This is a genomic window from Allobosea sp., assembly GCF_051860145.1.
GTDB lineage: Bacteria > Pseudomonadota > Alphaproteobacteria > Rhizobiales > Beijerinckiaceae > Allobosea.
The window spans coordinates 1-21,834 of record NZ_JBHYEM010000036.1; the positions used below are offsets into that span (position 1 = coordinate 1).

General features: G+C 67.5%; 20 protein-coding genes and 1 pseudogene. 8 read left to right on the plus strand and 13 right to left on the minus strand.

Translation table 11 applies throughout. From position 1 onward, the window contains the following. Positions 1-578: 578 nt before the first annotated feature. Positions 579-1,712, minus strand: coding sequence for a DSD1 family PLP-dependent enzyme (locus ACTIF2_RS26845; protein ID WP_439500203.1), 1,134 nt, complete (start codon positions 1,710-1,712; stop codon positions 579-581). A 134-nt stretch (positions 1,713-1,846) separates the two neighbouring features. Here ACTIF2_RS26845 and ACTIF2_RS26850 point away from each other — a divergent pair, with 134 nt between their 5' ends. Together ACTIF2_RS26850 and ACTIF2_RS26855 are read left to right on the plus strand one after the other, a co-directional pair. Beyond that, complete coding sequence (locus ACTIF2_RS26850) at positions 1,847-3,667, plus strand: ABC transporter ATP-binding protein (RefSeq protein ID WP_439500204.1); 1,821 nt, start codon at positions 1,847-1,849, stop codon at positions 3,665-3,667. Further along, a complete protein-coding gene (locus tag ACTIF2_RS26855) occupies positions 3,630-4,193 on the plus strand; it encodes a GNAT family N-acetyltransferase (protein WP_439500205.1) in 564 nt (187 codons plus the stop codon). The genes ACTIF2_RS26850 and ACTIF2_RS26855 overlap by 38 nt, the downstream gene beginning before the upstream one ends. Before the next feature lie 24 nt (positions 4,194-4,217). On the opposite strand, the gene ACTIF2_RS26860 is transcribed toward ACTIF2_RS26855, so the two are convergent. The 3 genes from ACTIF2_RS26860 to ACTIF2_RS26870 all read right to left on the minus strand — a co-directional run bounded on the left by ACTIF2_RS26860 (position 4,218) and on the right by ACTIF2_RS26870 (position 6,937). Beyond that, entirely contained in the window at positions 4,218-4,787 is a 570-nt protein-coding gene (locus ACTIF2_RS26860; protein WP_439500206.1) for an invasion associated locus B family protein, read from the minus strand. Positions 4,788-4,904: 117 nt separating this feature from the next. Next, positions 4,905-5,948, minus strand: coding sequence for a GTPase ObgE (obgE, locus tag ACTIF2_RS26865; RefSeq protein WP_439500207.1), 1,044 nt, complete (start codon positions 5,946-5,948; stop codon positions 4,905-4,907). A 122-nt stretch (positions 5,949-6,070) separates the two neighbouring features. Then, positions 6,071-6,937 (minus strand): LysR family transcriptional regulator, encoded by an 867-nt coding sequence (locus tag ACTIF2_RS26870; protein WP_439500208.1) that lies wholly within the window; start codon positions 6,935-6,937, stop codon positions 6,071-6,073. Positions 6,938-7,037: 100 nt separating this feature from the next. Here ACTIF2_RS26870 and ACTIF2_RS26875 point away from each other — a divergent pair, with 100 nt between their 5' ends. From ACTIF2_RS26875 to ACTIF2_RS26885, 3 genes are all read left to right on the plus strand, one after another. Beyond that, the gene (locus ACTIF2_RS26875) at positions 7,038-7,952 is read left to right on the plus strand and encodes a DMT family transporter (RefSeq protein WP_439500209.1); all 915 of its coding nucleotides are present in this window, start codon (positions 7,038-7,040) and stop codon (positions 7,950-7,952) included. Between the two features lie 68 nt (positions 7,953-8,020). Beyond that, the gene (locus ACTIF2_RS26880) at positions 8,021-9,232 is read left to right on the plus strand and encodes a hypothetical protein (RefSeq protein ID WP_439500210.1); all 1,212 of its coding nucleotides are present in this window, start codon (positions 8,021-8,023) and stop codon (positions 9,230-9,232) included. A 26-nt stretch (positions 9,233-9,258) separates the two neighbouring features. Next, positions 9,259-9,903 (plus strand): hypothetical protein, encoded by a 645-nt coding sequence (locus ACTIF2_RS26885; protein WP_439500211.1) that lies wholly within the window; start codon positions 9,259-9,261, stop codon positions 9,901-9,903. Positions 9,904-9,911: 8 nt separating this feature from the next. On the opposite strand, the gene ACTIF2_RS26890 is transcribed toward ACTIF2_RS26885, so the two are convergent. The 4 genes from ACTIF2_RS26890 to ACTIF2_RS26905 all read right to left on the minus strand — a co-directional run bounded on the left by ACTIF2_RS26890 (position 9,912) and on the right by ACTIF2_RS26905 (position 15,493). After that, positions 9,912-13,136: an efflux RND transporter permease subunit gene (locus ACTIF2_RS26890; protein ID WP_439500212.1), complete on the minus strand. Its 3,225-nt coding sequence runs from the start codon at positions 13,134-13,136 to the stop codon at positions 9,912-9,914. Positions 13,137-13,148: 12 nt separating this feature from the next. Then, entirely contained in the window at positions 13,149-14,339 is a 1,191-nt protein-coding gene (locus ACTIF2_RS26895; protein ID WP_439500213.1) for an efflux RND transporter periplasmic adaptor subunit, read from the minus strand. A 20-nt stretch (positions 14,340-14,359) separates the two neighbouring features. Continuing rightward, on the minus strand, positions 14,360-15,001 hold the full coding sequence (locus tag ACTIF2_RS26900) for a TetR/AcrR family transcriptional regulator (RefSeq protein ID WP_439500214.1): 642 nt from the start codon (positions 14,999-15,001) through the stop codon (positions 14,360-14,362). 180 nt (positions 15,002-15,181) lie between these two features. Next, positions 15,182-15,493, minus strand: a complete 312-nt coding sequence (locus ACTIF2_RS26905; RefSeq protein WP_439500215.1) for a hypothetical protein — start codon at positions 15,491-15,493, stop codon at positions 15,182-15,184. A 26-nt stretch (positions 15,494-15,519) separates the two neighbouring features. On the opposite strand from ACTIF2_RS26905, the gene ACTIF2_RS26910 reads away from it, so the two are divergent. From ACTIF2_RS26910 to ACTIF2_RS26920, 3 genes are read left to right on the plus strand one after another with little or no spacing between them, the layout of a single operon-like run. Further along, on the plus strand, positions 15,520-15,708 hold the full coding sequence (locus tag ACTIF2_RS26910) for a hypothetical protein (RefSeq protein WP_439500216.1): 189 nt from the start codon (positions 15,520-15,522) through the stop codon (positions 15,706-15,708). An 18-nt stretch (positions 15,709-15,726) separates the two neighbouring features. Further along, positions 15,727-16,545 carry a glutamine amidotransferase gene (locus ACTIF2_RS26915; RefSeq protein ID WP_439500217.1) on the plus strand — a complete coding sequence of 273 codons (819 nt, stop codon included), beginning with the start codon at positions 15,727-15,729 and terminating at the stop codon, positions 16,543-16,545. Beyond that, complete coding sequence (locus tag ACTIF2_RS26920; protein WP_439500218.1) at positions 16,542-17,786, plus strand: NAD(P)/FAD-dependent oxidoreductase; 1,245 nt, start codon at positions 16,542-16,544, stop codon at positions 17,784-17,786. The genes ACTIF2_RS26915 and ACTIF2_RS26920 overlap by 4 nt, the downstream gene beginning before the upstream one ends. Positions 17,787-17,792: 6 nt before the next feature. Here ACTIF2_RS26920 and creD read toward each other — a convergent pair whose 3' ends face one another. The 5 genes and pseudogenes from creD to ACTIF2_RS26945 all read right to left on the minus strand — a co-directional run. Then, entirely contained in the window at positions 17,793-19,199 is a 1,407-nt protein-coding gene (gene creD, locus ACTIF2_RS26925) for a cell envelope integrity protein CreD (RefSeq protein ID WP_439500219.1), read from the minus strand. Between the two features lie 138 nt (positions 19,200-19,337). Continuing rightward, positions 19,338-19,817, minus strand: a complete 480-nt coding sequence (locus tag ACTIF2_RS26930) for a macro domain-containing protein (RefSeq protein WP_439500220.1) — start codon at positions 19,815-19,817, stop codon at positions 19,338-19,340. 213 nt (positions 19,818-20,030) lie between these two features. Continuing rightward, positions 20,031-20,816, minus strand: a complete 786-nt coding sequence (locus ACTIF2_RS26935) for a succinate dehydrogenase iron-sulfur subunit (protein WP_439500221.1) — start codon at positions 20,814-20,816, stop codon at positions 20,031-20,033. Positions 20,817-20,818: 2 nt separating this feature from the next. Then, positions 20,819-21,292 (minus strand): hypothetical protein, encoded by a 474-nt coding sequence (locus ACTIF2_RS26940; RefSeq protein WP_439500222.1) that lies wholly within the window; start codon positions 21,290-21,292, stop codon positions 20,819-20,821. 34 nt (positions 21,293-21,326) lie between these two features. Further along, positions 21,327-21,834, minus strand: a pseudogene (locus tag ACTIF2_RS26945) (succinate dehydrogenase/fumarate reductase flavoprotein subunit); the annotation flags it as partial.

Sequence of the window (21,834 nt, forward strand, 5' to 3'; positions counted from 1 at the left end):
CGCGGGAACCCCTCTCCGGGAAGGAGAGGGGTAGGGGTGAGGTGCAGGCCCGAGATCGTTGGCCTGAGCCTCGCCGCGGTGAGGGCTCGCGCAACGGGTCCAGGGGCCTACCCCTCACCCTACCCTCTCCCTCCGGGAGAGGGTTCCCCGCGCCGTGCTCCCACCGCCGGGGATAGCCGCGCCCGCTTATCCCCGCTGTCTCGAACGCCCTTATTCTTCGCCTCGCTCCGCCCGACCAAGGGGGCTGTCGCGAGGCATCGTGCGGCCGGGCGGAGTGGCGGTGTCCGTCAGCCACGACCGTCGCGGGTCGTGGCGGCGGAGGCCCGTCCGTCGCCGGGCTTGCGCCCGGGAGGCCTGCCAGGCCGCCGGACGGACGGGTCATAGAGAACCGCGCGCGGGACGAGGTGGCGGCCCAGCGGCGCTGCCTCGACATCTCGACATCGACATCGACACGCGGCGTCAGGCTGCGACGCCATCTCGTCCCGCGCATCCCCTCGGATCCGCAAGCGACCAGCAAAACCCTCGCGGCACCAGCCGGCGGGGATTTTGGCGCGAGACTCCGTTCAACCCGAACGCCCTCAGGTCAGGGCGCCGCGCCCCGCCACCGGCCAGAGCGTCTCGACATGGGCATCCGGCCCGTGCAGGCCGCGCACCCCGACATACCAGTCGTGCAGATTGACCGTCGGGTCGCAATGGCCCGGCACCAGCAGCAGCCGGTCGCCGCGATGCGGCAGCGCGATCGGGTCGCCGGTCAGCACGCCATGCTCGTCCGACGGTTTGACGTAGATCACGCCGTCACGCTGGAACGGCACCGGCATGCCGGAATCGACCGCCGCCGCCTTGTGGCCGGCATCGACGATGGCGCGATCGGGCACCGGCTTGCTCATCACGCCGGCGAGCACGAAGAGCGCATGCTCGAAGGTCCGGAACGGCGTGCCGTCGGCCTGGCGGTTGCGGGCATAATCGGCGTCCATGAAGATATAGGAGCCGGCCTGGATCTCGTTCCAGATCCCGGACTGGCTCTCGAGCTCGAAGGTCCCGGTGCCGGCACCGCTGACGATCTCGCAATTGAGCCCGGCCTGCATCAGCCGCTCGACCGCGTTGCGGGTGAGCAGGCCCGCCCGCTCGATCGCCTCACGCCGCTCGTCGATCGAGCGCATGTGCTGGGCCGAGCCATGATAGGCCTGGAGGCCGGAAAAGCGCAGCGTGTTGCTGCGCGCAACGGCCTCGGCGATCCTGACCGCCTCGCCGACCGCGACGCCGCAGCGCCGGCCGCCGATATCGAGCTCGACCAGGATGTCGAGCATGACGTCGTGCCGCGCCGCGGCTTCCGCCGCTTCGCGCACGCCCTCGGGATGGTCGACGCAGAGCCCGATCCGCGCATGCCGCGCCAGCCTGGCAAGCCGGTCGAGCTTGGCCGGCCCGACGATCTCGTTGGTGACCAGCACGTCGGTGACGCCGCCGGCGACCAGGATCTCCGCCTCGGCGACCTTCTGGACGCATTGGCCGACCGCGCCATGCGCCATCTGCAGCAGCGCGATATCGGGACTCTTATGGGTCTTGGCGTGGGGACGGTGGCGCACGCCATGGGCCTGGGTGAAGGCGGCCATGGCGACGAGGTTGCGCTCGAAGGCATCGAGATCGAGAACCAGCGCGGGCGTGTCGATCTCGGCGAAGCTCTGGCCGGGCTGGGCCGGAGGGGATAGGGGCATGGGCTCTCGACATCTCCTGAATCACTATGGCCATCGGACGCCAGCTTCGTGTCGCAAGCAAGACCGGCCGGGGCGCGGCGGCCCGCCCGCTCCGCCAGTAGCGCATCGCGAGCGGCCATGTTAGGCCCCGCCGCATGAAGATCGGCCGCGTCACCGACGACACCTTCGCGCTCTTCGCCCGCGTCTGGCGCGAGCGCATCAGCGCCTACATGCCGCAAATGGCGATGATCCTGGCGCTCGTCGTCGTCATCGCGGCGACGACGAGCTTCTATCCCCTGCTGATCAAGGCGGCCTTCGATGCCTTCGCCGACCCGCTGACGGCCGAGGCGACCGGCTTCGTGCGGCGCATGGAGCGGCTGGTCTCGAAATCGATCGGCTTCCAGATCGGCGTGGTCAACGCGGTCGCGACCGTCGTGGTCATCGTCACCGCGATCAAGGGCTTTTCCCTTCTGGCCCAGACCGTGATGACCAACAGCGTCGTCAGCCGCATCGAGGCCGACATGCAGACCGCGCTCTATGCGCATCTGATCGACGCCGACCTGGCGCAGCTGCAGCGGGAGAACCCCGCCTCGCTGACCCAGCGCTTCACCACCGATTTCACCTTCGTCAAGGAGGCGCTGACCCGGCTGATCAACATCGCCGTGCGCGATGTCCTGACCGCGATCGCGCTGGTCGGCGCCATGCTCTGGATCGACTGGCAAATGACGCTGGTCGTGCTCCTGATCGCCCCGCTCGTGGCGCGCCCGATCGGCCGGATCGGCAAGAAGCTGCGCCGCATGGCGATGTCGCAGCAGGAGCAGACCGGCATCATGGCGAGCCTCGTCACCGAAAGCCTGCAGGGCGCCCGCGTCGCCAAGACCGATTCGCTCGAGCCCTATCTCAAGACCCGCGCCGCCGCCGCCTTCGAGACCATCCGCACGCTGAAGATGAAGGCCGCCAATGCGCGCGGCCGGCTCGACCCGCTGCTCGAGGTCGCTGGCGGCATCGCGGTCGCCGGCGTGCTCGCCGCGATCGGCGTGCGCATCACCTCGGGCGGCTCGACGGTCGGCGATTTCACCGGCTATGTCTCGGCCCTGCTGCTGGCGGCGCAGCCGATGCGCTCGCTCGGCAACCTCAACGCCATCGTCCAGGAGGCCGGCGCCTCGCTGAAGCGCTATTACGCGCTGATCGACGAGAAGCCGCTGATCACGCAGCGCCCCGACGCGAAGCCGCTCGCGGTCAGTGCCGGCGAGATCGCCTTCCGCCATTTGCGCTTCCGTTATCGCGATGATGCCCGCGCGCTCGAAGGCATCGAGCTCGTCGCCGAGGGTGGCAAGACCACCGCGCTGGTCGGCCGCTCTGGCTCCGGCAAGTCGACCTTGCTCGCGCTGGCGCCGCGCCTCTACGACCCGAATGAGGGCCGCATCGAGATCGACGGGCAGGACCTGCGCGACGTCACGCTGGCCAGCCTGCGCAGCCAGATCGGCGTGGTCAGCCAGGATGTCGTGCTCTTCGACGACACGGTGCGCGCCAATATCGCCTTCGGCCGGCCGGATGCGAGCGAGGCGGAGATCATCGCCGCCGCCAAGGACGCCGCCGCGCATGACTTCATCATGGCGATGCCGGAGGGCTATGATTCGCAGGTCGGCGAGCGCGGCGCAAAGCTCTCGGGCGGCGAGCGCCAGCGCGTCGCCATCGCCCGCGCCATCCTCAAGGACGCGCCGATCCTGCTGCTCGACGAGGCGACCAGCGCCCTCGACACCGAATCGGAGCGGCTCGTCCAGCAGGCGCTGGCGCGGCTGATGAAGCACCGCACGACGCTCGTCATCGCGCATCGGCTCTCGACCGTGCGCGAGGCCGATCTCATCGTCGTGCTCGAGGAGGGCCGCATCGTCGAGACCGGCAGCCATGACGCGCTGATCGCGCGCGACGGCACCTATGCCCGCCTGCACCGGCTGCAATTCGCGGAGAGCTGAAGCCATTCGCATCGAGACCGAGCGCCTCATCCTCGATCTGCATCGCCTCGACCAGTTCGAGCACCTCGCGGACATGTGGGCCGACGAGGCCGTCACCCGTTACATCGGGGCGCCATCCACGCCCCAGGAGAGCTGGGCCCGGCTGCTGCGCTATCGCGGTCTCTGGCCGCTTCTGGGCTATGGCTATTGGGCCCTGACCGAGAAACGCAGCGGCCGCTTCGTCGGCGATCTCGGTTTCGCGGATTTTTACCGCCCGGTCACGCCGTCGCTCCGCGGCCTGCCGGAAGCCGGCTGGGTTCTCGCCGGATGGGCGCATGGGCAGGGCTTTGCCGGCGAGGCGCTCGGCGCCGCGCTCGACTGGCTCGACGAACGCACCTCGCACAGCCGCTCGGTCTGCCTGATCGCGCCGGAGAACGATCCGTCCGTCAAAGTCGCGCGCCGTGGCGGCTTCCGCTTCGATCGGACGGTGCAGTTCCTTGGCAAGGAGACGTCGCTTTTCGTTCGCGATCGCCCTTCGGCAGGTTAGGCGCGCCTAACGGCGACCCCGCGCTCAGGGCTCGCGCGCGAGCGCGTCCGAGGCCGCGGTGAAGCCGCGGAAGGAGAAGGGCAGCGCGACGCTGCGGTTGCCGGCATCCTGATAGCGCAGCTGGCCGGCATCGCTCGCCGCGCGCCAGCGCTTCAGCAGGTCCTCGCTGACGCCGATCTCGGCGAAGCAGCCGCCCGGCAGGCAGCGCTGGAAGCCGGCGAGCACGCCCTCGTCCTTCTCGCCGAGCGCGACGCGCACCCCGGCATTGCCTCCGAGCGTGACATTGGGCGGCACCTGCACGACGAGCTTGTAGGGCTCGCTGCGCACCGGCCGGCCGAGCGCGATCAGGGCCGCCGGCCCGCGCTGGCCCTGGACCTGCAAGGTCTGCACGATCTCGCAGACCCGCGTGCCGACGCCCTGCTGGCAGCGATAGACCCAGTCGCCATAGCTCGCCGTGGTGTTGTCGGGCTGCGAGACGCCGCCCGGAGGTGCCGCGGCAGGCGCCGGGGCGGAAGCGGGACGCTGCGACTGCGCGAGGGCCGCTCCGCCGAGCAGCGCGGCGGCGACGACGATAGGCACGAGCTTCGAGATCACGGGACGGTCCATCCTTCTGGTCAGGCCGGCCAGTTAGACGGCAGGCCGGCGCCTCCCGCAAGCGCGTTGCGCCGCGGCCCCGGTGATGAGGGTTTACGATCTCTTGGGGCGTCCGCCTTACGGCCGCCAGCCGGCCTCCTGCGCCGGCGCGCTCTCGGCCGCCTCATCCGCCCGCGCCGCCTCGACGATCGCGAACAGCGCCCGCAGCGCCTCCTCGACGCCCTGGCCCGAGGCCGAGGAGAGCACGATCGGCATGCGCTTGGCCGCCCGCTTCAGCCGCGCCACCTGCTCCTTGAGCAGTTCGGGCGAGAGCGCGTCGGCCTTCGACAGCGCCACGATCTCCGGCTTCTCGGCGAGGCCCTCGCCATAGGCGGCGAGCTCCTGGCGCACCGTCTTGTAGGCCTTTCCGGCATGCTCGGTCGTGCCTTCGACCAGGTGCAGCAGCACGCGGCAGCGCTCGACATGGCCAAGGAACCGGTCGCCGAGGCCATGGCCCTCATGCGCGCCCTCGATCAGGCCGGGAATATCGGCGAGCACCATCTCGCGGGCATCGACGCGGACCACGCCGAGGCCGGGATGCAGCGTCGTGAAGGGATAATCGGCGATCTTCGGCTTGGCCGCCGTCACCGTGGCGAGGAAGGTTGATTTACCGGCATTGGGCAGCCCGACCAGCCCGGCATCGGCGATCAGCTTGAGGCGCAGCCAGACCCAGCGCTCCTCGCCGGGCAGGCCTGGATTGGCATGGCGCGGCGCCTGGTTGGTCGCGGTCTTGAAATAGGCGTTGCCGAAGCCGCCATTGCCGCCCTTGCACAGCACGAAGCGCTGGCCGGGCTCGGTCAGGTCGGCGACCAGGGTCTCGCCATCCTCGTCGAAGACCTGCGTGCCCGGCGGCACCTTGAGCACGACGGCAGGGCCATTGGCGCCATGCCGGTCCTTGCCCATGCCGTGCTCGCCGATCTTGGCCTTGAAATGCTGCTGGAAGCGGAAGTCGATCAGCGTGTTGAGACCCTGGACGCATTCGATCACGACATCGCCGCCGCGCCCGCCATCGCCGCCATTGGGCCCGCCGAACTCGATGAATTTTTCGCGCCGGAACGAGACGCAGCCGGCGCCGCCGTCACCGGCCTTCACATAGATCTTGGCTTGGTCGAGGAATTTCATGGCTTCTCAGTAGTGGCCCGCGCGCGGCAGGGCAATGCGGGCTCGACCATTGAACGGTGAAACGCCTCCCTTCCCCCTTGTGGGGAAGAGATCTCCGGTGCGGCGTGCCGTCAAAGGAAGCCTCACGCCGCGAGCCGTGGCGCCGCCATCTCGTCGCGCAGCGCCTGGGCGAAGCGGCGCGCGGCGAGGCCCGGCTGCGGCCCCATGATCAGCCCGACCGAAAGCTCGAATAGTGGCGGCAGGTCGTCGGCGGGGCCGAGCCGGCGCAGGCTGTGCGGCACCGCGCTCTCGGTGATCGCGCTGACGCAGAACCCGGCCTCGACCGCCGAGATCACGCCCGAGGTATGCGAGGACGAGAACACCAGCCGATGCGCGCGGCCCGCCGCGTTCAGCGCCGCCAGGATGCGCGGCCGCGCCCGGCAGCCCTCGGAGAACAAGGCGAGCGGCAAGGTCTCCTGCAGCTCCGGCCGGTGGCCGCGCGCCGCGACCCAGACCATCGGCTCGCGCCGCAGGAGCTCGCCCTTCGGCCGCTTCGGATCCTGCGTCACCACCGCGAGGTCGAACTCGCCCGCCGCCAGCGCCGGCTCGATATTCTTCGACAGGTCGCAGCGCAGCTCGAGCTCGACGCGGGGATGCTCGGCCGCGAAACGCGCGATCAGCGGGCGCAAATAGGCGTCGACATAATCGTCCGGCACACCGACGCGCAGCCGCCCGCTCGCCGCCTGCCCACCGAGATCGTCCAGCGCCTCGCGCTCGACTGTGAGCAGGCGCCTCGCATGGCCGATCAGCCGCTCGCCGGCATCGGTCGGCGTCACGCCCCGGCGCGAGCGCTCCAGCAGCTTCTGGCCGAGCTGCGCCTCGAGGTCCTGGATGCGCACCGAGACCGCCGATTGGGTACGGCCGAGCCGGGCGCTGGCGGCGGTGAAGCTGCCCATTTCAGCCACCGTCACCAGCATGTCGAGCGCGGCCAGATCGAAATGGATCGCCATGGTTTGCTCCATCGCTTTTCCGAATGGATCAATGAGAATAATCCGTTTTTCCGATTGACGGAAGCTTCCTATATCGAGGGCATCGAAAGGACCGTTTCCGATGACCACGCCCGATCTCGCCATGCCCCGCCCGGCGACGCCGGCCCTCGCGATGTTCCTCGCTTTGCTGCTTGGCGCGACCTGCATCGGCTTCTCCGGCGTCTTCGTGCGCTATGCCGATGTCGGCCCGGCCGCGGCCGGCTTCTGGCGCATGATCTTCGCGCTGCCGGTGCTCGCCGCCTGGACGGCGCTGGAAGGGCGCGACCGGCTTGCGCCGGCTCTGGGCTCGCGCGCGCTCTGGCCGATCGCGCTCGCCGGCCTCGCCTTCGCCGTCGACGTCACGCTCTACAACGCCTCGCTCGGCTTCACGACCATCGCCAACGCCTCGCTGCTCGGCAATCTCTCGCCGGTCGTGGTCGTGCTCGCCGCCTGGCTCCTGCTCGGCGAGACGCCGACCTGCCGCGTGCTCGGCGCGCTGATGCTCGCCGTCGCCGGCGGCCTGATGCTGGTCCTGCCGCAGCTCGCCGCCGCCAGCGCCACACCGGCCGCCGCGAACGGCATTTTTGGCGACACGCTCGCGGTCGGCGCGGCCATCGCCTATGCCGGCTATATCCTCGCCATCCGCCGCGCCCGCGACCTCGCGGAAGCTGGCCTGATCAGCCTGGTCTCGAGCGCGCTCTGCGCCGTCTTCTGCCTCGCGGCGGCGCTCGTGCTCGGCGAGACGATCCTGCCGCAGAGCCTGCAGGGCTGGCTCGCCGTCGCCGCGCTCGGCCTCGTCTCGCATGCGCTCGGCCAGGGCCTGATCACGCTCGCACTCGGCCATTACGGCGCCGGCGCCGCCTCGCTGGTCATGGTCTGGCCGGCTCTGGTCAGCGTGCTGGCGGCCTGGGCCCTCTTCGCCGAGCAGCCCGGCCCCGCGCAGGCCTTTGGCGGAGTCGCGATCCTGGCGGCGGTGCTGCTGGTGCGGCGGGGGTAGGACGCGCGCACTTATCCCCGTCGCCTGAAACGCCCTCAGAATAACGCGCTTCCATTGCGGAGCGCGCCATGCAGCCATCAATCACGCCGAACTCTCACGTCAGCGACAATGCCCATTGGCGCAGCGAAGCCGCAGAAGTCGACTGGCTCCTGAATTTCGCCAGCGTCGAGGCCCTCCTGCTTCAGCGCCACCTGGTCTCTCGCAAATACAATCCCAGCCAGCCGCGCGTCCCGGCAGGCAATTCGGATGGCGGGCAATGGACCAGCGGAGGCGGCGGCAGCGGCTCGGGGTCTCCTTTTTTTGACCTCGGCTTCGGGTTCGAGGCCACCGGTGGCGGTGAAGCCACGACCGACACGACGACGACCGTCGATTCGACCGGTGAGGAGACCTGGTCGTCCTTTACCGAAGACTTCCGCGACGACGGTTCGCTGGCCGAACGCCAGATCGTCAATCGCGATGGCAGTTCGATCCAATCCGAATTCGCCGCGTCCCGCGAGACGAACGCTCGGGACGAGCGCCACACCGTCACTTTGCCCGATGGCGAAAAAACCACCTTCGAGACCTCCGACCAGACCCAGACGATCCGTACCGGTGGGCCGGATGGCGAGGTCCTGAGCCGCGCGCTGTGGACACCGAACGGGCCGGAGCCAGACGCGACGGTGCAACAGACCTTCGCGCCAGCGATCCTATTTGCGCCCGGTGCAGCTCAGACGACGATCACGACTGCACTGACGCTGTACACTTGGTTTTCGACCCGCAATCGGGTCGATGACCTCCAGGCGGTCCTCGGCTTCAATGCCCGCGAATACGCACCCGGCACAACCAGCCTGGAGCCGAGCTTCGTCGGTCAGCTCAAACCCGACGAGGTCGAACGCGCCTGCCCACGCTTTCCGGAAGTGCGCAGCCGCACCGACGACGCTGTCACGGTCGCCGGCCCGCGCAGCAACTATCCATCGGACGCAGTCTACGGCACCGCGGTCCACACGAATCTCAAGTTTCAGATCGATGATCTTCGCGACCCGTATTTCCGTGCAGAGCGATCGTTCCTGAAAAGCGCGAAGGAGGGCGCCGACGATCGGGGCGTGCGCTACGGTACTCGCGACTCGCTTCGCGTTGATGTCTTTGAACAACTCCCTGACGGTACGATCTGCGTCTATGATATCAAGACCGGCAAGTCCGGGTTGTTACCGGGCCGATCCATGGAAATTGCAGCCGCGGTCAGGCGATATTTCGGCAGCGTGCGTCGGATCATCGTGACAGAGGTCAGGCCGAGCAGATGACGACAATCCGTCAGATCGACAAGCTCGTGAAGCCGGTGACCGGAGCGGGGAACGAGCTTTTTCAGAAAGGGCCATATCTTTTTCACCGCCCGATCGATCACATCATCAGCCGGATCGACATTTCGCGCACTTCGAACGCGGAACATTTTCGGGTGATCTGGCATTTCTGCCCCACTTTCGGCACGGGTTTCACCATGGAATGGGAGATGTGGTTCCTGCCGATCCCGCATCAGCTCTGGTTCTGGTCGACGCCCGGCATTCACGAGTTGTTCGTGGCCTGCATCGACGAGCAGATCCTGCCCCGCCTCAGGGCTGCCCGGACCATCGAGGGCTTCGTAGACCTTCTCGCCACCGAGCCCGAATTCGCCAAGATGGGGAACCGTCTACCCGCTTGCCCCGACGTTGAAATCCGCGTCGAGATCGCGCGGGGAGATCTCGATGCGGCACTGGAGAAATGCCGGGCGCTGGACAAGCGGTTGATCGAGCGCCCGGACGGCTACTGGGGACCGATCCTGAGCAGGACGACGGAGGCTGTGCGGCCGCTATTGGAGGCCGGTGACAGGACGGCGCTCGTCGACCTCCTTCGTCAATGGGAGCGCGAACGCATCGCGAAGCTCGATCTCCACGCACTCTACGAGCCGACACCGTTCCCGCTCGAGCGCCTGAGCTAACCCTCTCCTCACTCCGCCGCCAATCGCGGCGGCGGCAGTTTTCCGCTCATCGCCTTGGCGCTGGCTTCGCCGGGCGATTCCTCGCCATGGATCGGCTCCCACAGACTCTCGTCCTCGGCCTTGCTGAAGAAGCGGCCGAAGAGCCAGGCGACGCCGCGGCCGGCATCGTCCATCACCATGAAGAAGGACGGCACGAAGACGAGCGAGAGCACGGTCGAGACGATCAGGCCGCCGATCACCGCGATCGCCATCGGCGCGCGGAACTCGCCGCCGTCGCCGACGCCATAGGCCGAGGGCAGCATGCCCGCCGCCATCGCGATCGTCGTCATCACGATCGGGCGGGCGCGCTTGCGCCCGGCCTCGAGCAGCGCCGTGAAACGGTCCTTGCCGCGCCCGATCTCCTCGACCGCGAAATCGACCAGCATGATCGCGTTCTTGGTGACGATGCCCATCAGCATCAGGAGCCCGATATAGACCGGCATCGAGACCGGGTTGTGGGTCGCGAGCAGCGCGATCACCACGCCGCCGAAGGAGAGCGGCAGCGAGAGCAGGATGGTGATCGGCTGGAAGACCGAGCCGAAGAGCAGGATCAGCACGGCGAGCACCAGCATCAACCCGGTCGTCATCGCCGTGATGAAGCCCTGCACCACCTCGCCCTGGATCTCGGCGTCGCCGGTCGCGGCGATGGTGACACCTTGCGGCAGGCCGACCTCCTTGACGATCTCCTGGAATTTCTCCTGCGCCGTGCCGAGCTCGAAGCCGCGCTTCAAATCGGCGCCGATCTGGGCGCGGCGGACGCGGTCATAGCGGTCGATCGAGCTCGGCCCCTCGCCGAAGCCGATATCGGCAACGGCAGTGAGCGGGATCGAGACGCCGGCCGTGTTGGTGACGCGCAAGGCCGCGATGTTGCGCATGTCGGTGCGGGCGGCCTCGTCGAGCTGGACGCGGATCGGCACCAGCCGGTCGCCGGCATTGAACTTGGCGAGATTGGCGCCGACATCGCCGATGGTCGCGACGCGGATCGCCTCCGAGATCGCCTCCGGCGTGACGCCGAGATTGGCCGCCTGCTCGAGCTTGGGCGTGACGCGCAGCTCCGGCCGGCTCAGGGAGCCGGCGGTGGCGACGTTGAGATAGCCGTCGACCTTGCGCATCCGCGCCTCGATCCGGGCCACGGCCTCGTCGAGCGCGTCGCCGTCCTTCGACAGGATCGAGAAGGCCATCTCGCGCTCGCCGCGCTCGTTGACATACCAGGCGCGCACGTCCGGCACGGCGGCGAGCTTCTCGGCGATGGTGACCTTGAGCTCCTTCTGGGCGACGTCGCGCTCGGCCTTCGGCTTGAGCATGATGAAGACGGAGGCGCGCCTAACCTCGCGCTGGCCGGTCGGCGAGGCGCCGCCGAGCACGAAGACCTGGGTCACCTCCGGGATCTCGCGCAGCTTGTCGGTGATGATGTCGGTGGTGACGCGGGTGTCCTCCAGCGTCGCGCCGGGCGGCAGCTCGACCGAGGCGACGACGCGCGAGGTGTCCTCCTCGGGAATGAAGCCGGTCGGCAGATATTGCGTCGCCGCGATCGAGGCGAAGAGGAAGCCGAAGCCGATCACGAGCGTCAGATAGGCCGTGTTGAAGGGCAGCTTGCGCCAGCGGCCCGAGCCGTCGAAGCGCGGCAGCAGCGGAAGCCGCAGGCGCGCAAGCGAGAGCTTGAGCAGGCCGATATAGCCGCGCATGAACATGCCGGGCTTGGGATCCTCGTGCTTGACCGGCCGCATCAGATAGGCCGCCATCATCGGCGTGATCAATCGCGCCACCAGCAGCGAGAACAGCACCGCGACCGCGACGGTCAGGCCGAACTGCCGGAAATACTGCCCGGCGACGCCGCCCATGAACGAGACCGGCGCGAAGATCGCGACGATGGTCAGCGTGATCGCGATGACGGCGAGGCCGATCTCGTCGGCCGCCTCCATCGCGGCGCGATAGGGCGATTTGCCCATGCGCATATGGCGCACGATGTTCTCGATCTCGACGATCGCGTCGTCGACCAGGATGCCGGTGACCAGCGTAATGCCGAGCAGGCTGACCAGATTGAGCGAGAAGCCCATCAGCTCCATCGCCCAGAAGGTCGGGATCGCCGAGAGCGGCAGCGCGATCGCCGTGATCAGCGTGGCGCGCCAGTTCTTCAGGAACAGGAAGACCACGAGCACGGCGAGGCCAGCGCCCTCCAGCAGCGTCTCCATCGCCGCCTTGTAGTTGCCATGGGTATAGGAGACCGCGTCGTCGATCGGCTTGAGCTGGATGTCGGGATAGCGCTTGTTGAGATCGGCGACCCTGGCGGCGACGACGTCCTTGACCGACAACTCGCTCGAGCCCTTCGAACGGAACACCGCGAAGGTGACGACCGGGCTCTTGTCGAGCCGGCCGAAGGAGCGCGGCTCCGAATTGGAATCCTCGACGCGGCCGAGTTCCTTGAGCCGGACCTCGCGGCCGCCGGTCAGCGAGATCTTGGTCTCGCCCAGCTCCGCGACGGTGCGCGCCCCGGCGAGCGTGCGGATCGCCTGTTCCTGGCCGCCGACCTCGCCGCGCCCGCCGGCGAGATCGACATTGGTGGCACGGATCTGGCGGTTGACCTCGCCGGCCGTGGTGCCGAGCGCCAGCAGCCGGTCGGGATCGAGCGAGATCCTGATCTCGCGGTCGACGCCGCCATAGCGGTCGATGCGGCCGACGCCCTTCAGCCCCTGCAATTCGCGCGCGACGACATCGTCGACATGCCAGGAGAGCTGCTCCAGCGTCATGCCGGGCGAGGCGGCGCCATAGGTCAGGATCGACTGGCCCTCGACATCGATGCGCTGGATGATCGGCTCGTCGATCGTGCGCGGCAGGTCGGCCCTGATCTTGGCGATCGCGTCCTTGACGTCGTTCACCGCCCGGTCGGTATTGGTCTCCAGGCGGAACTCGATGATGCTCTGCGACTGGCCGTCGGTGAGCGTCGACATCACATGCTTGACGCCGGTGATGTTGGCGACCGCGTCCTCGACGCGCTTCGAAACCTGGCTCTCGAGCTCGGCCGGGGCCGCGCCCGCCTGCGTCACCGTCACCGAGACCAGCGGGATGTCGATATTGGGGAAACGCGTGACCGGCAGGTTCGAGAAGGACATCAGCCCGAGCACGCAGAGCACGACGAAGAGCAGGATGGCCGGAACCGGCTTGCGGATCGACCAGGCCGAGAAGTTGATGTTCATCCCAGCGCCCCGTCAGTTCGACGCGATCGGCGTGATCACGTCGCCGTCGCGCACGAAGGTGCCGGCGCGCGCCACCACGCTCTCGCCTTCGTTGAGCCCCGAGGCGATCTCGGCCCGGCCGTCGCCGGCGAGCCCGAGCGTGACCTTCTTGGTCGTGACCTTGCCGTCGGCGACGCTCTGAACCGTCGCGCCGCCGCGGGTGTAGGTGATCGCCGAGAGCGGCAGGGTGATGCTGGTCTTGCGTCCGGTCTCGATCACGCCGCGCGCGAAGGAGCCGATCGCGACCGGGGGATTGCCCTTGAGCGAGACGCGCAGGCGCCCGAGCCGGGACGCCTTGTCGACCTCCGGCGCGATCAGACGGATCTCGCCCTCCAGCGCCTTGTCGCTGCCCGCAGGGGTGACCGCGACCCGCTGGCCGGGCTTGAGCGAGGGCAGCTCGACCTCGGCGACCTCGGCCTCGAGCTCGATCGCCCCGTCGGCGATGATCCGGAAGAGCGGCTCAGCTGCAGCCAGCGTCGCCATGGCGCCGAGCTTGGCGCTGCGCCGGCTGACGACGCCGGCGGCCGGCGCCTTGATCTCGGTGCGGGCGAGCTTCACCTCGATATCGCGCCCTTGCGCCTTGGCGAGGGCGAGATCGGCCGTGGTGATCGCCAGCGCCTGGCGCGACGAGTTCACCCGCGCATTGGCCGAGCGTGCGGCCGCGTCGCGCTGGTCGAAGGTCTCCAGGCTGGCATTGCCGCTGTTGCGCAGCGCCTTGGTCCGGTCGAAGGCGTTGTTGGCCTGGACGAGATTGGCCTGGGCCTCGACGATCTGCGCATTGGCCTGGGCGATCGCCGCCTCGGCCCGCGCGATCTGCGCGTCGTTCTGCGCCTTCTGGACCTCGAGCGTGGTGCGCGACAGCCGCGCCAGCACCTGGCCCGCAGTGACGCGGTCGCCTTCCTCTGCCAGCAACTCGACGATCACCAGCCCGTCGACCTCGGGCGCGACCAGGACCTCGTCGCGCGCGATCATCGAGCCCGAAACGACGACGCTCTGCACGATCTCCGCCATCTTGGCGGTCGTGACCGTGACCGAGGGGCCGGCGGCAGGCTGGGCCTGGGCGGCTGCGCTGGCCGGCGTCTGGGCCAGCGCCGGCACGGCCGGCAGCGCAACGAGCGCAAGCCAGGACAAAGCCGCCAGGCGCGGAAGGGATGGCAGGGACATGGGAAAAGCTCTCGGAGCGGTCATGGTTGGGCTCGGTCGGAGGCGGGCAGGAGCAGCACCTGCGCCAAGCCTCGCATGGCGGCGAACAAGGTCTCGGCAGCAGACTCCGTATCGAAATTCGGGTCCGCGGCACGGCCACAGAAAAATCCGTCGGCCATCATGAAGATCGCCTGCAGGAAGCGCCCGTCATCGAGATTGGCCGGCAATTCGCCGCTCGCCTTGGCGGCGGCCACCGCCGCGCTCATGCCCTGGGCGACGGTGCTGTCGATGCTGGCGCACATGCTGGCCATGGCCGGGTTGCGGGAGGATTCGGCCCAGATCAGCAGGGCGATGACCGCCTTTTCGCGCGGCTCCCCGACGAGATGGCGCCGGCCGAGGCGCTCGAGCTGGTCGAGCAGGCCGCCCTTGACCGGATCCAGCGCCGCGAAATCCTCTGCGATCGCCATCCGGTCGCGCTCGGCCATGCCGGCAATGATCGCGTCCTTTGAGGCGAAATAGCGGTAGAGATTGCCCGGGCTCATCCCAGCCTCGGCCGCGACGTCGTTCATCGTCGTCGTATGGAAGCCGCCGCGCGCAAAAACCCGCTCCGCCGCATCGAGGATGCGGGTACGGCGTTCCGTCAGGCCACGGTCGGCCAGGGCGGCTGCGAGATGCGGCGGCAAATCAGATATCCCGAGAAATGAGAATGAACGTTCATTCTCATGATCGAACGCGAACCGGAAGTCAAGCAGGGCTCGTCCCTCGAACGCAGCGGAACCTCACATCAAAGCTTTAATCATTGGTATTTCGGCAGAGATCGCCTGTTCCGCTGCGCAGCGACTATGGCGCCGTCACTCTGCTCGTCAGGGCGCTTCGAGCGGAATATAGCCCTCCGCACCCAGCCGCTCGAGGCTCGTCTTGCCAGCCGCGCGCAGATAGTCGACCGCCCCGGCGAGTAGCGGATCAGCCAGGTCCCTCGGGCCGACCAGGCGGCTCTCGCTCCCCTCCTGGCAGGACAGGAAATCCGCCCGCTCGGGCTGATCGCGATAGGAGCGGACGACATAGCAACGCTCTGCGAAGGAGAACCGATAGATATCGTACTCGTAATGGTAGTCGTGAAAGCCTTGTTCGTCGGGCTCGGAGGCATCGACATGATGGCTGATCACGACCTTCATCACTGGCCTGTCGTCTCGATGCCTCAATGGCCACGATCGTGGGGTGGAAATCGACCATAATCCGGCATCCGGACCCAATCGTGAACGCCGCCATGCGGAAAGCGCCGGCGCGTCATGCGGTGCTGGCGCATGAATTGCTTGCCCAGTTCCGTCTGGAACCGCATTGTCAGTGCATGAATGGACTCCGCCTCTATGGCTGCGACCCAGGCATGTGAGCGAACCCGAAGCCCGTGATGAACGACCAGAACTTTCGTTTCCGCGCCGCTCGCAAGACCCGAACGCCCGCAGCCCTCCGCCGCAAGGGCCCGGCGCCGAAGCCGGTGCTCATCGTCCTGCATCAGGAGCATTCGACGCCCGGCCGTGTCGGCCGGCTGCTCGCGGCGCGCGGCCATGCGCTCGACATCCGCAAGCCGCGCTATGGCGACCCGCTGCCGCAGACGATGCGCGAGCATGCCGGCGCCGTGATCTTCGGCGGCCCGATGAGCGCCAACGACCCCTACGATTACGTCAAGGCCGAGACCGACTGGATCGGCACCTGCCTGAAGGAGGAGGCGCCCTTTCTCGGCATCTGCCTCGGCGCGCAGATGCTGGCGCGCCATCTCGGGGCCAGGGTCTACACCCATGCCGAGGGCCGGGCCGAGATCGGCTATTACCCGCTGCTGATGACCGAGGCCGGCCGCACTGAGGAGGCGACGCATGGCGTCGCCTGGCCGGGCACGGTCTATCAATGGCACCGCGACGGCTTCGACTGCGCGCCGGGCGCCGAGTGCCTCGCCACCGGCGGCGATTTTCCGGTGCAGGCGATCCGCTCCGGCCCAAAAGCCTATGGCGTCCAGTTCCACCCCGAAGTGACCCCGGCGATGATGTGCCGCTGGTCGGTGCGCGGCTATGAGCGCACCCTGATGCCGGGCGCGCAGCTGCGCCACCAGCATCTCGACGGCTGGTACCAGTACGATCCCGCCGTCCGCCTCTGGCTCGACGGCTTCCTCGACCATTGGCTCCAGACGCCGGCTCTGCCGGCAGATTCTTCCACGGCAGAACCAGCGACATGACCCGCACGGCCTTGGTCCTCGGCGCCGGCATGGTCGGCGTCTCCTGCGCGCTCGCCCTGCAGAAGCGCGGGCTTCAGGTCACTCTGATCGACCGGCGCGAGCCCGGCAGCGAGACCTCCTATGGCAATGCCGGCGTGATCAGCCCGTCCTCGATCCAGCCACTGAACAATCCCTCGCTCTGGAAGAGCCTGCCCGCCTATCTGCGCAATGACACGGCCGCGATCCGCTACCGGCTCGGCCATCTCCTGCGCAACCCGGGCTGGATCCTGCGCTTCCTCGCCGAGGCGCGCCCGTCGCGGCTTGCCCCCCGCGCCACCGGACTCGCAGGCCTGACCGCACCGGCCCTGAGCCTGCACAAGGCCTGGATGGCGGAGGCCGGCGTCAGTCACCGCCTGCGCGAGACCGGCACGCTGAAGCTCTGGCGCGGCACCGAGGGCCACGAAAAGGCCAGGGCCGAGCATGATTTCCTGGAGGACCACGGCTTCCGCACCGAGATCCTCGACCGGCAGGGCATATCCGGGCTGGAGCCCGACCTGAACCCGATCTTTTCTGCCGGGCTGTGGCTGCACGAGAGCGGCTCGGTCGACTGGCCCCAAGCCGTCGTCACCGCCTATGCGGCGCTGTTCGCCGCCCGTGGCGGCAAGCTGGTGAAGGCTGCAGCGACGAGCCTCACTGCCACGCCGCAGGGCTGGCGTGCCACGACCGATGCCGGCGCCCTCGATGCCGATCTCGCCGTCGTCGCGCTCGGCCCGTGGAGCGCCGACCTGCTGCGCCCGCTCGGCCTCAAGGTCCCGCTCGGGGTCGAGCGCGGCTATCACCGGCATTACCGTCCCGAGGACGGCCGCAAGCTCAGCCGGCCCGTCCACGATGTCGACGGCTATTATTTCCTGACGCCGATGGAGAAGGGCTACCGCCTGACCAGCGGCGTCGAGCTCGCCGACCGCGACGCGCCCTCCGACCATGCCCAGATCGACATGGTGCTGCCCAGCGCCCGCGAGGCCTTTCCGCTTGCCGGCCCGACGGAGGAGACGACCTGGCGCGGCTCGCGTCCGACCCTGCCGGACTCGCTGCCGATGATCGGCGAGGCGCCGCGCCATCCCGGACTCTGGCTCGCCTTCGGCAATCAGCATATCGGCTTCTCGACCGGGCCGGTGACGGGCGAGATGCTGGCGGCGCTGGTTGCAGGCGAAAAGCCGCTGGCGGACCCGGCGCCTTTCGCGCCGGGCCGCTACCTGTCCTGACGCTGCTCAGGCTGGCGTCTTGGGCGTTGCGGCGGGCCCGGAGACGCTTCTCGCCATCCCGTCCCCGAGTCCCGACCAGTTCACCCTGGCTGTGGCCAGCATCAGCGTCGCCAGCGCGACGAAGGCGCCGATCGCGCCCGCGAGCAGGGCGAAATCCTCCGATTTCAGCAGCGCATAGACCAGCCCGTAGCCCGTCGCGAGGATCAGCGCGAGCACGGCGCCGCGCGCGACGCTGCGCAGGACGAGACCGATATAGAGCGCGATCAGCCCGGTCGTCGCGGCGGCTGCCGCCAGATAGGCTCTGAGGAAGCCGAGATGCTCCGCCAGCGAGAGCAGCAGCACATAGAACAGCACCAGCGCGAAGCCGACGAGCGTGTACTGGACGGCATGAAGGTTGTCGCGCGCCACCAGTTCCAGGCCGAACACGGCGAGGAAGACCGCGCCGACGAACAGCACCGCGTATTTGATGGCGCGATCGACGAGCTGGTAGAGATCGACAGGCTGGTAGAAGCGGGCACCGACGCCGCCCGACAGAAAGGTCATGTCGGCGCGCCGGTCATAGCTGAAGGCGAGCGGCAGGTTGCGCGCCAGATGCGAGACGCGCCAAGAGGCCGAGAAGCCGCTGGCGTCGATCACCCGGTCATCCGGCAGATGCGCGCCGGAGAAACTCGGATGCTGCCAGTTCGAGCTCATCCTGATGGCGCTGTTCTTCGCCATCGGGACGATCGACAGGCTGCGCGAGCCGTTGAGATCGAGCGCGACCGACACCTCCAGCGGCCTGGTCAGGTCGACCTCGCGCAGAGCCGCATGGATGCCGTTGCCCTCGCGGATTCCGGCGCCGAAGGTCGGCTCGAGCTCGATCGCCGCCCCGTCGCGGATCTGCGCCGCCGCACGGTTCTTCAGGCCGCGGACATCGGCGACGCCGACGGCGAGCACCGCCTCGCTCCAGAGCGGCTGCACGGCGTCCGAGGAGATCGACTTGAAATCGGGCGGCAGGAAGCGCGCCTGCAGACTGACCTTGCCGCGATAGACCGGCGTGTCGAAGATCGAGCGCCGCCTGATCTCGGTCGCGGCCTCGCTGGTCGCCTGGAGGTCATCCGGCAGGAAGATCGCGACCTCGCGCGTCGGCGCGGTATTGGCGACCTTGGCCGGGACCAGATAGGGCACGAGCAGCGCCGGCCCGCCGACGACCTGCTCGCGGCCCCAGGCCTCGCCGATCTCGCGCGCCGCCTGATTGGCCGTGGCGGAGCGCTCGTTGCGCAGCCCCGAGACGAACATCAGCGGGATCAGCAGCAGCAGCGCCAGGAAGCCGATGAAGAAGAATTTCAGGCCGGGGCTGCGCCCGAACCGCCGCGGCATGAAACCCTGCGGCAGGACTGGTGGTTCGGCATTGCTTTCGTTGGGTTGCGACATGATTCGCCCTCTTGGAATGACTTAGCGTCACGAGGAGAGCGCGGCGTCTTGTCGCGGGCGTGATCGATTGAGGGCCGAAAACGGCGAAATCGAAGGCGGAATTGCGGAAAGTGCAGCGCTTGATCTTAGCGCAGGGACTCAGGAAGACCTGCCGCCGTCCATCTCATGGCTGTAGTCCTCATAGACGACAAAGGCGCAGGGGTGATCGCTCAGGCTTTCGATCAGCAGCGGCCTGACCTCCTCCGACCAGGACAGCTTTCCGAGTCCGGCCCCGATTTTCGGCAGCGCTATGGATTCGGCCGTCGATGCCCTGGCCCAGTTCGCCAGCTTCCTGACCGAGCGCCGAAGGAAGGGCAGCGTGGCGTGATACATATCCGGCTGTGTCGCTAGGTAGATGAAGCCTGGACCGTTTTCCAATGGCGGGTGGACCCAGATGTCGCCGCCGCTGAACCGCCCTTGCCGGGCATGGCGCTTGAAAGCGGCCTGGACTTGCGGCCATCGGGACGAGATTTTGAAGGCAAGGCCGGTTCCGAGACCTTCCTGATTTCCAGCGGCGACACCTTGCGCGATGTACTGCTCGCGAGCCTGGAGGATGTCACCGGAAACGAAGTGGATCATCACTTCCCTTCCGAAGCGTTCCGTCGTCATTGCGAGAAGCGTAGCGACGAAGCAATCCAGAATCCATCTGGCTCGATGCTGGATTGCTTCGCTGCGCTCGCAATGACGGATAGGCCTCAGACCTGCCGGACCGCCATCATCTTCTTGAGTACGTGAGCACCGGAAGCGCAGGCCGTCGCGTCGGACGGCCGCGCCAGTAGAGTTCGCGCCGGCTCAGACCTGCCGGGCCACCATCATCTTCTTGATCTCCGCGATCGCCTTGGCCGGGTTGAGACCCTTCGGGCAGGCATTGGCGCAGTTCATGATCGTGTGGCAGCGATAGAGCCGGAAGGGATCTTCCAGATCGTCGAGGCGCTCGCCAGTCGCCTCGTCGCGGGAGTCGATCAGCCAGCGATAGGCCTGCAGCAGCACGGCCGGGCCGAGATAGCGGTCGCCATTCCACCAGTAGCTCGGGCAGGAGGTGGTGCAGCAGGCGCAGAGGATGCACTCGTAGAGCCCGTCGAGCTTCTCGCGGTCGCCCTTGGACTGCGCCCATTCCTTCTCCGGCGCCGGCGTCGTCGTCTGGAGCCAGGGCTCGACCGAGGCGTGCTGGGCGTAGAACTGCGTCAGGTCCGGCACCAGGTCCTTGATCACCGGCATATGCGGCAACGGATAGATCGCGACCCGGCCTTTCGCGCCGCATTCGTCGATGCCGGTGGTGCAGGCGAGCCCGTTCTTGCCGTCCATGTTCATGGCGCAGGAACCGCAGATGCCCTCGCGGCAGGAGCGGCGGAAGGTCAGCGTCGGGTCGATCTTGGATTTGATCCAGATCAGCGCGTCGAGCACCATCGGCCCGCAATCCTCGCGGTCGACGAAATAGGTGTCGGTGCGCGGGTTCTCGGTGTCGTCCGGGTTCCAGCGATAGACCTTGAACTCGGTCAGCTTCGTGGCGCCGGCCGGCTTCGGCCAGGCCTTGCCCTCGACCAGGCGGGAGTTTTGCGGGAGGTTGAATTCGGCCATTCTTAGCTCCTGCGCCCATGAAGCAATGTGTGCTCCGCTTCATCGACCGCGCGATTGAGATCCACGATTGATGATCTAATTCGTTTCAATCGTTCGACGTCGATTTTAAAGTTCTTCTGACCGAAGGCATTCAAAGCTTGTTGAACATCACGGCGAACTTGCGGTTTGCGCCAATGAATCAACTCAAGCTCTCCGCGCGTAATATTAGATACCTTCTGGCAACGATCCAATAGCCGAGCAGCAACGTCGGCAACTTTCCACTCGTGATCGTTGAAATCTGATAGGGCTTCCTCGATACATTTTGGTTGAAGATTATCACCGTTCAACGTGGAATCAATCAATGCGAGAACGCCGTCGTCATTAAATCTGAGAAAGCGGAGATCAGAAACAACATCATCGACACTGCGGGCAGATATAGCGGCCGCAGCAACTGCTTTAACTACCTGCGTAAGCAGGTGAGCTGAGTTTATTTCCATCTCACAGTCCGGCCAGCCACTCTAATAGCTTCACTCAGTACACCCGCGCCTTGGGCTTGATGTACTCGATATCATTCGAGAGCGTGTAGGTGTGGACCGGGCGATCGTCGAGCGTGACGTTGCGCGTCTCGTCGTCGATCCAGGACAGGGTGTGCTTCATCCAGTCCTTGTCGTCGCGCTCGGGATAGTCCTCGCGGGCATGGGCGCCGCGGCTTTCCGGCCGGTTCAGCGCCGAATCCATGGTGACGACGGCCTGGGTGATCAGGTTGTCGAATTCCAGCGTCTCGACCAGATCCGAGTTCCAGATCAGCGAGCGGTCGGTGGTGGCAATGTCCTCGATCCCGGCCCAGACCTGGTGGATCAGCTTGTGGCCCTCCTCCAGCGTCTCGCCGGTGCGGTAGACCGCGCAATTGTCCTGCATGGTCTTCTGCATGCGCCCGCGCAGATCGGCGGTCGGCGTGCCGCCGGCCGCGTTGCGGTATTTGTCGAGGCGGGTCAGGGCCAGATCGGCCGAGTTCTTCGGCAATTCAGGCTGCTTCTCG

Bases quoted from the DNA above. Each gene is read 5' to 3' on its own strand.
- ACTIF2_RS26875 (WP_439500209.1), top strand. From the start codon at position 7,038: ATGACCACGCCCGATCTCGCCATGCCCCGCCCGGCGACGCCGGCCCTC.
- ACTIF2_RS26915 (WP_439500217.1), top strand. From the start codon at position 15,727: ATGAACGACCAGAACTTTCGTTTCCGCGCCGCTCGCAAGACCCGAACG.
- creD (WP_439500219.1), bottom strand. From the start codon at position 19,199: ATGTCGCAACCCAACGAAAGCAATGCCGAACCACCAGTCCTGCCGCAG.
- ACTIF2_RS26850 (WP_439500204.1), top strand. From the start codon at position 1,847: ATGAAGATCGGCCGCGTCACCGACGACACCTTCGCGCTCTTCGCCCGC.
- obgE (WP_439500207.1), bottom strand. From the start codon at position 5,948: ATGAAATTCCTCGACCAAGCCAAGATCTATGTGAAGGCCGGTGACGGC.
- ACTIF2_RS26845 (WP_439500203.1), bottom strand. From the start codon at position 1,712: ATGCCCCTATCCCCTCCGGCCCAGCCCGGCCAGAGCTTCGCCGAGATC.
- ACTIF2_RS26905 (WP_439500215.1), bottom strand. From the start codon at position 15,493: ATGAAGGTCGTGATCAGCCATCATGTCGATGCCTCCGAGCCCGACGAA.
- ACTIF2_RS26855 (WP_439500205.1), top strand. From the start codon at position 3,630: ATGCCCGCCTGCACCGGCTGCAATTCGCGGAGAGCTGAAGCCATTCGC.
- ACTIF2_RS26910 (WP_439500216.1), top strand. From the start codon at position 15,520: ATGGCCACGATCGTGGGGTGGAAATCGACCATAATCCGGCATCCGGAC.
- ACTIF2_RS26935 (WP_439500221.1), bottom strand. From the start codon at position 20,816: ATGGCCGAATTCAACCTCCCGCAAAACTCCCGCCTGGTCGAGGGCAAG.
- ACTIF2_RS26870 (WP_439500208.1), bottom strand. From the start codon at position 6,937: ATGGCGATCCATTTCGATCTGGCCGCGCTCGACATGCTGGTGACGGTG.
- ACTIF2_RS26920 (WP_439500218.1), top strand. From the start codon at position 16,542: ATGACCCGCACGGCCTTGGTCCTCGGCGCCGGCATGGTCGGCGTCTCC.
- ACTIF2_RS26890 (WP_439500212.1), bottom strand. From the start codon at position 13,136: ATGAACATCAACTTCTCGGCCTGGTCGATCCGCAAGCCGGTTCCGGCC.
- ACTIF2_RS26940 (WP_439500222.1), bottom strand. From the start codon at position 21,292: ATGGAAATAAACTCAGCTCACCTGCTTACGCAGGTAGTTAAAGCAGTT.
- ACTIF2_RS26930 (WP_439500220.1), bottom strand. From the start codon at position 19,817: ATGATCCACTTCGTTTCCGGTGACATCCTCCAGGCTCGCGAGCAGTAC.
- ACTIF2_RS26895 (WP_439500213.1), bottom strand. From the start codon at position 14,339: ATGTCCCTGCCATCCCTTCCGCGCCTGGCGGCTTTGTCCTGGCTTGCG.
- ACTIF2_RS26880 (WP_439500210.1), top strand. From the start codon at position 8,021: ATGCAGCCATCAATCACGCCGAACTCTCACGTCAGCGACAATGCCCAT.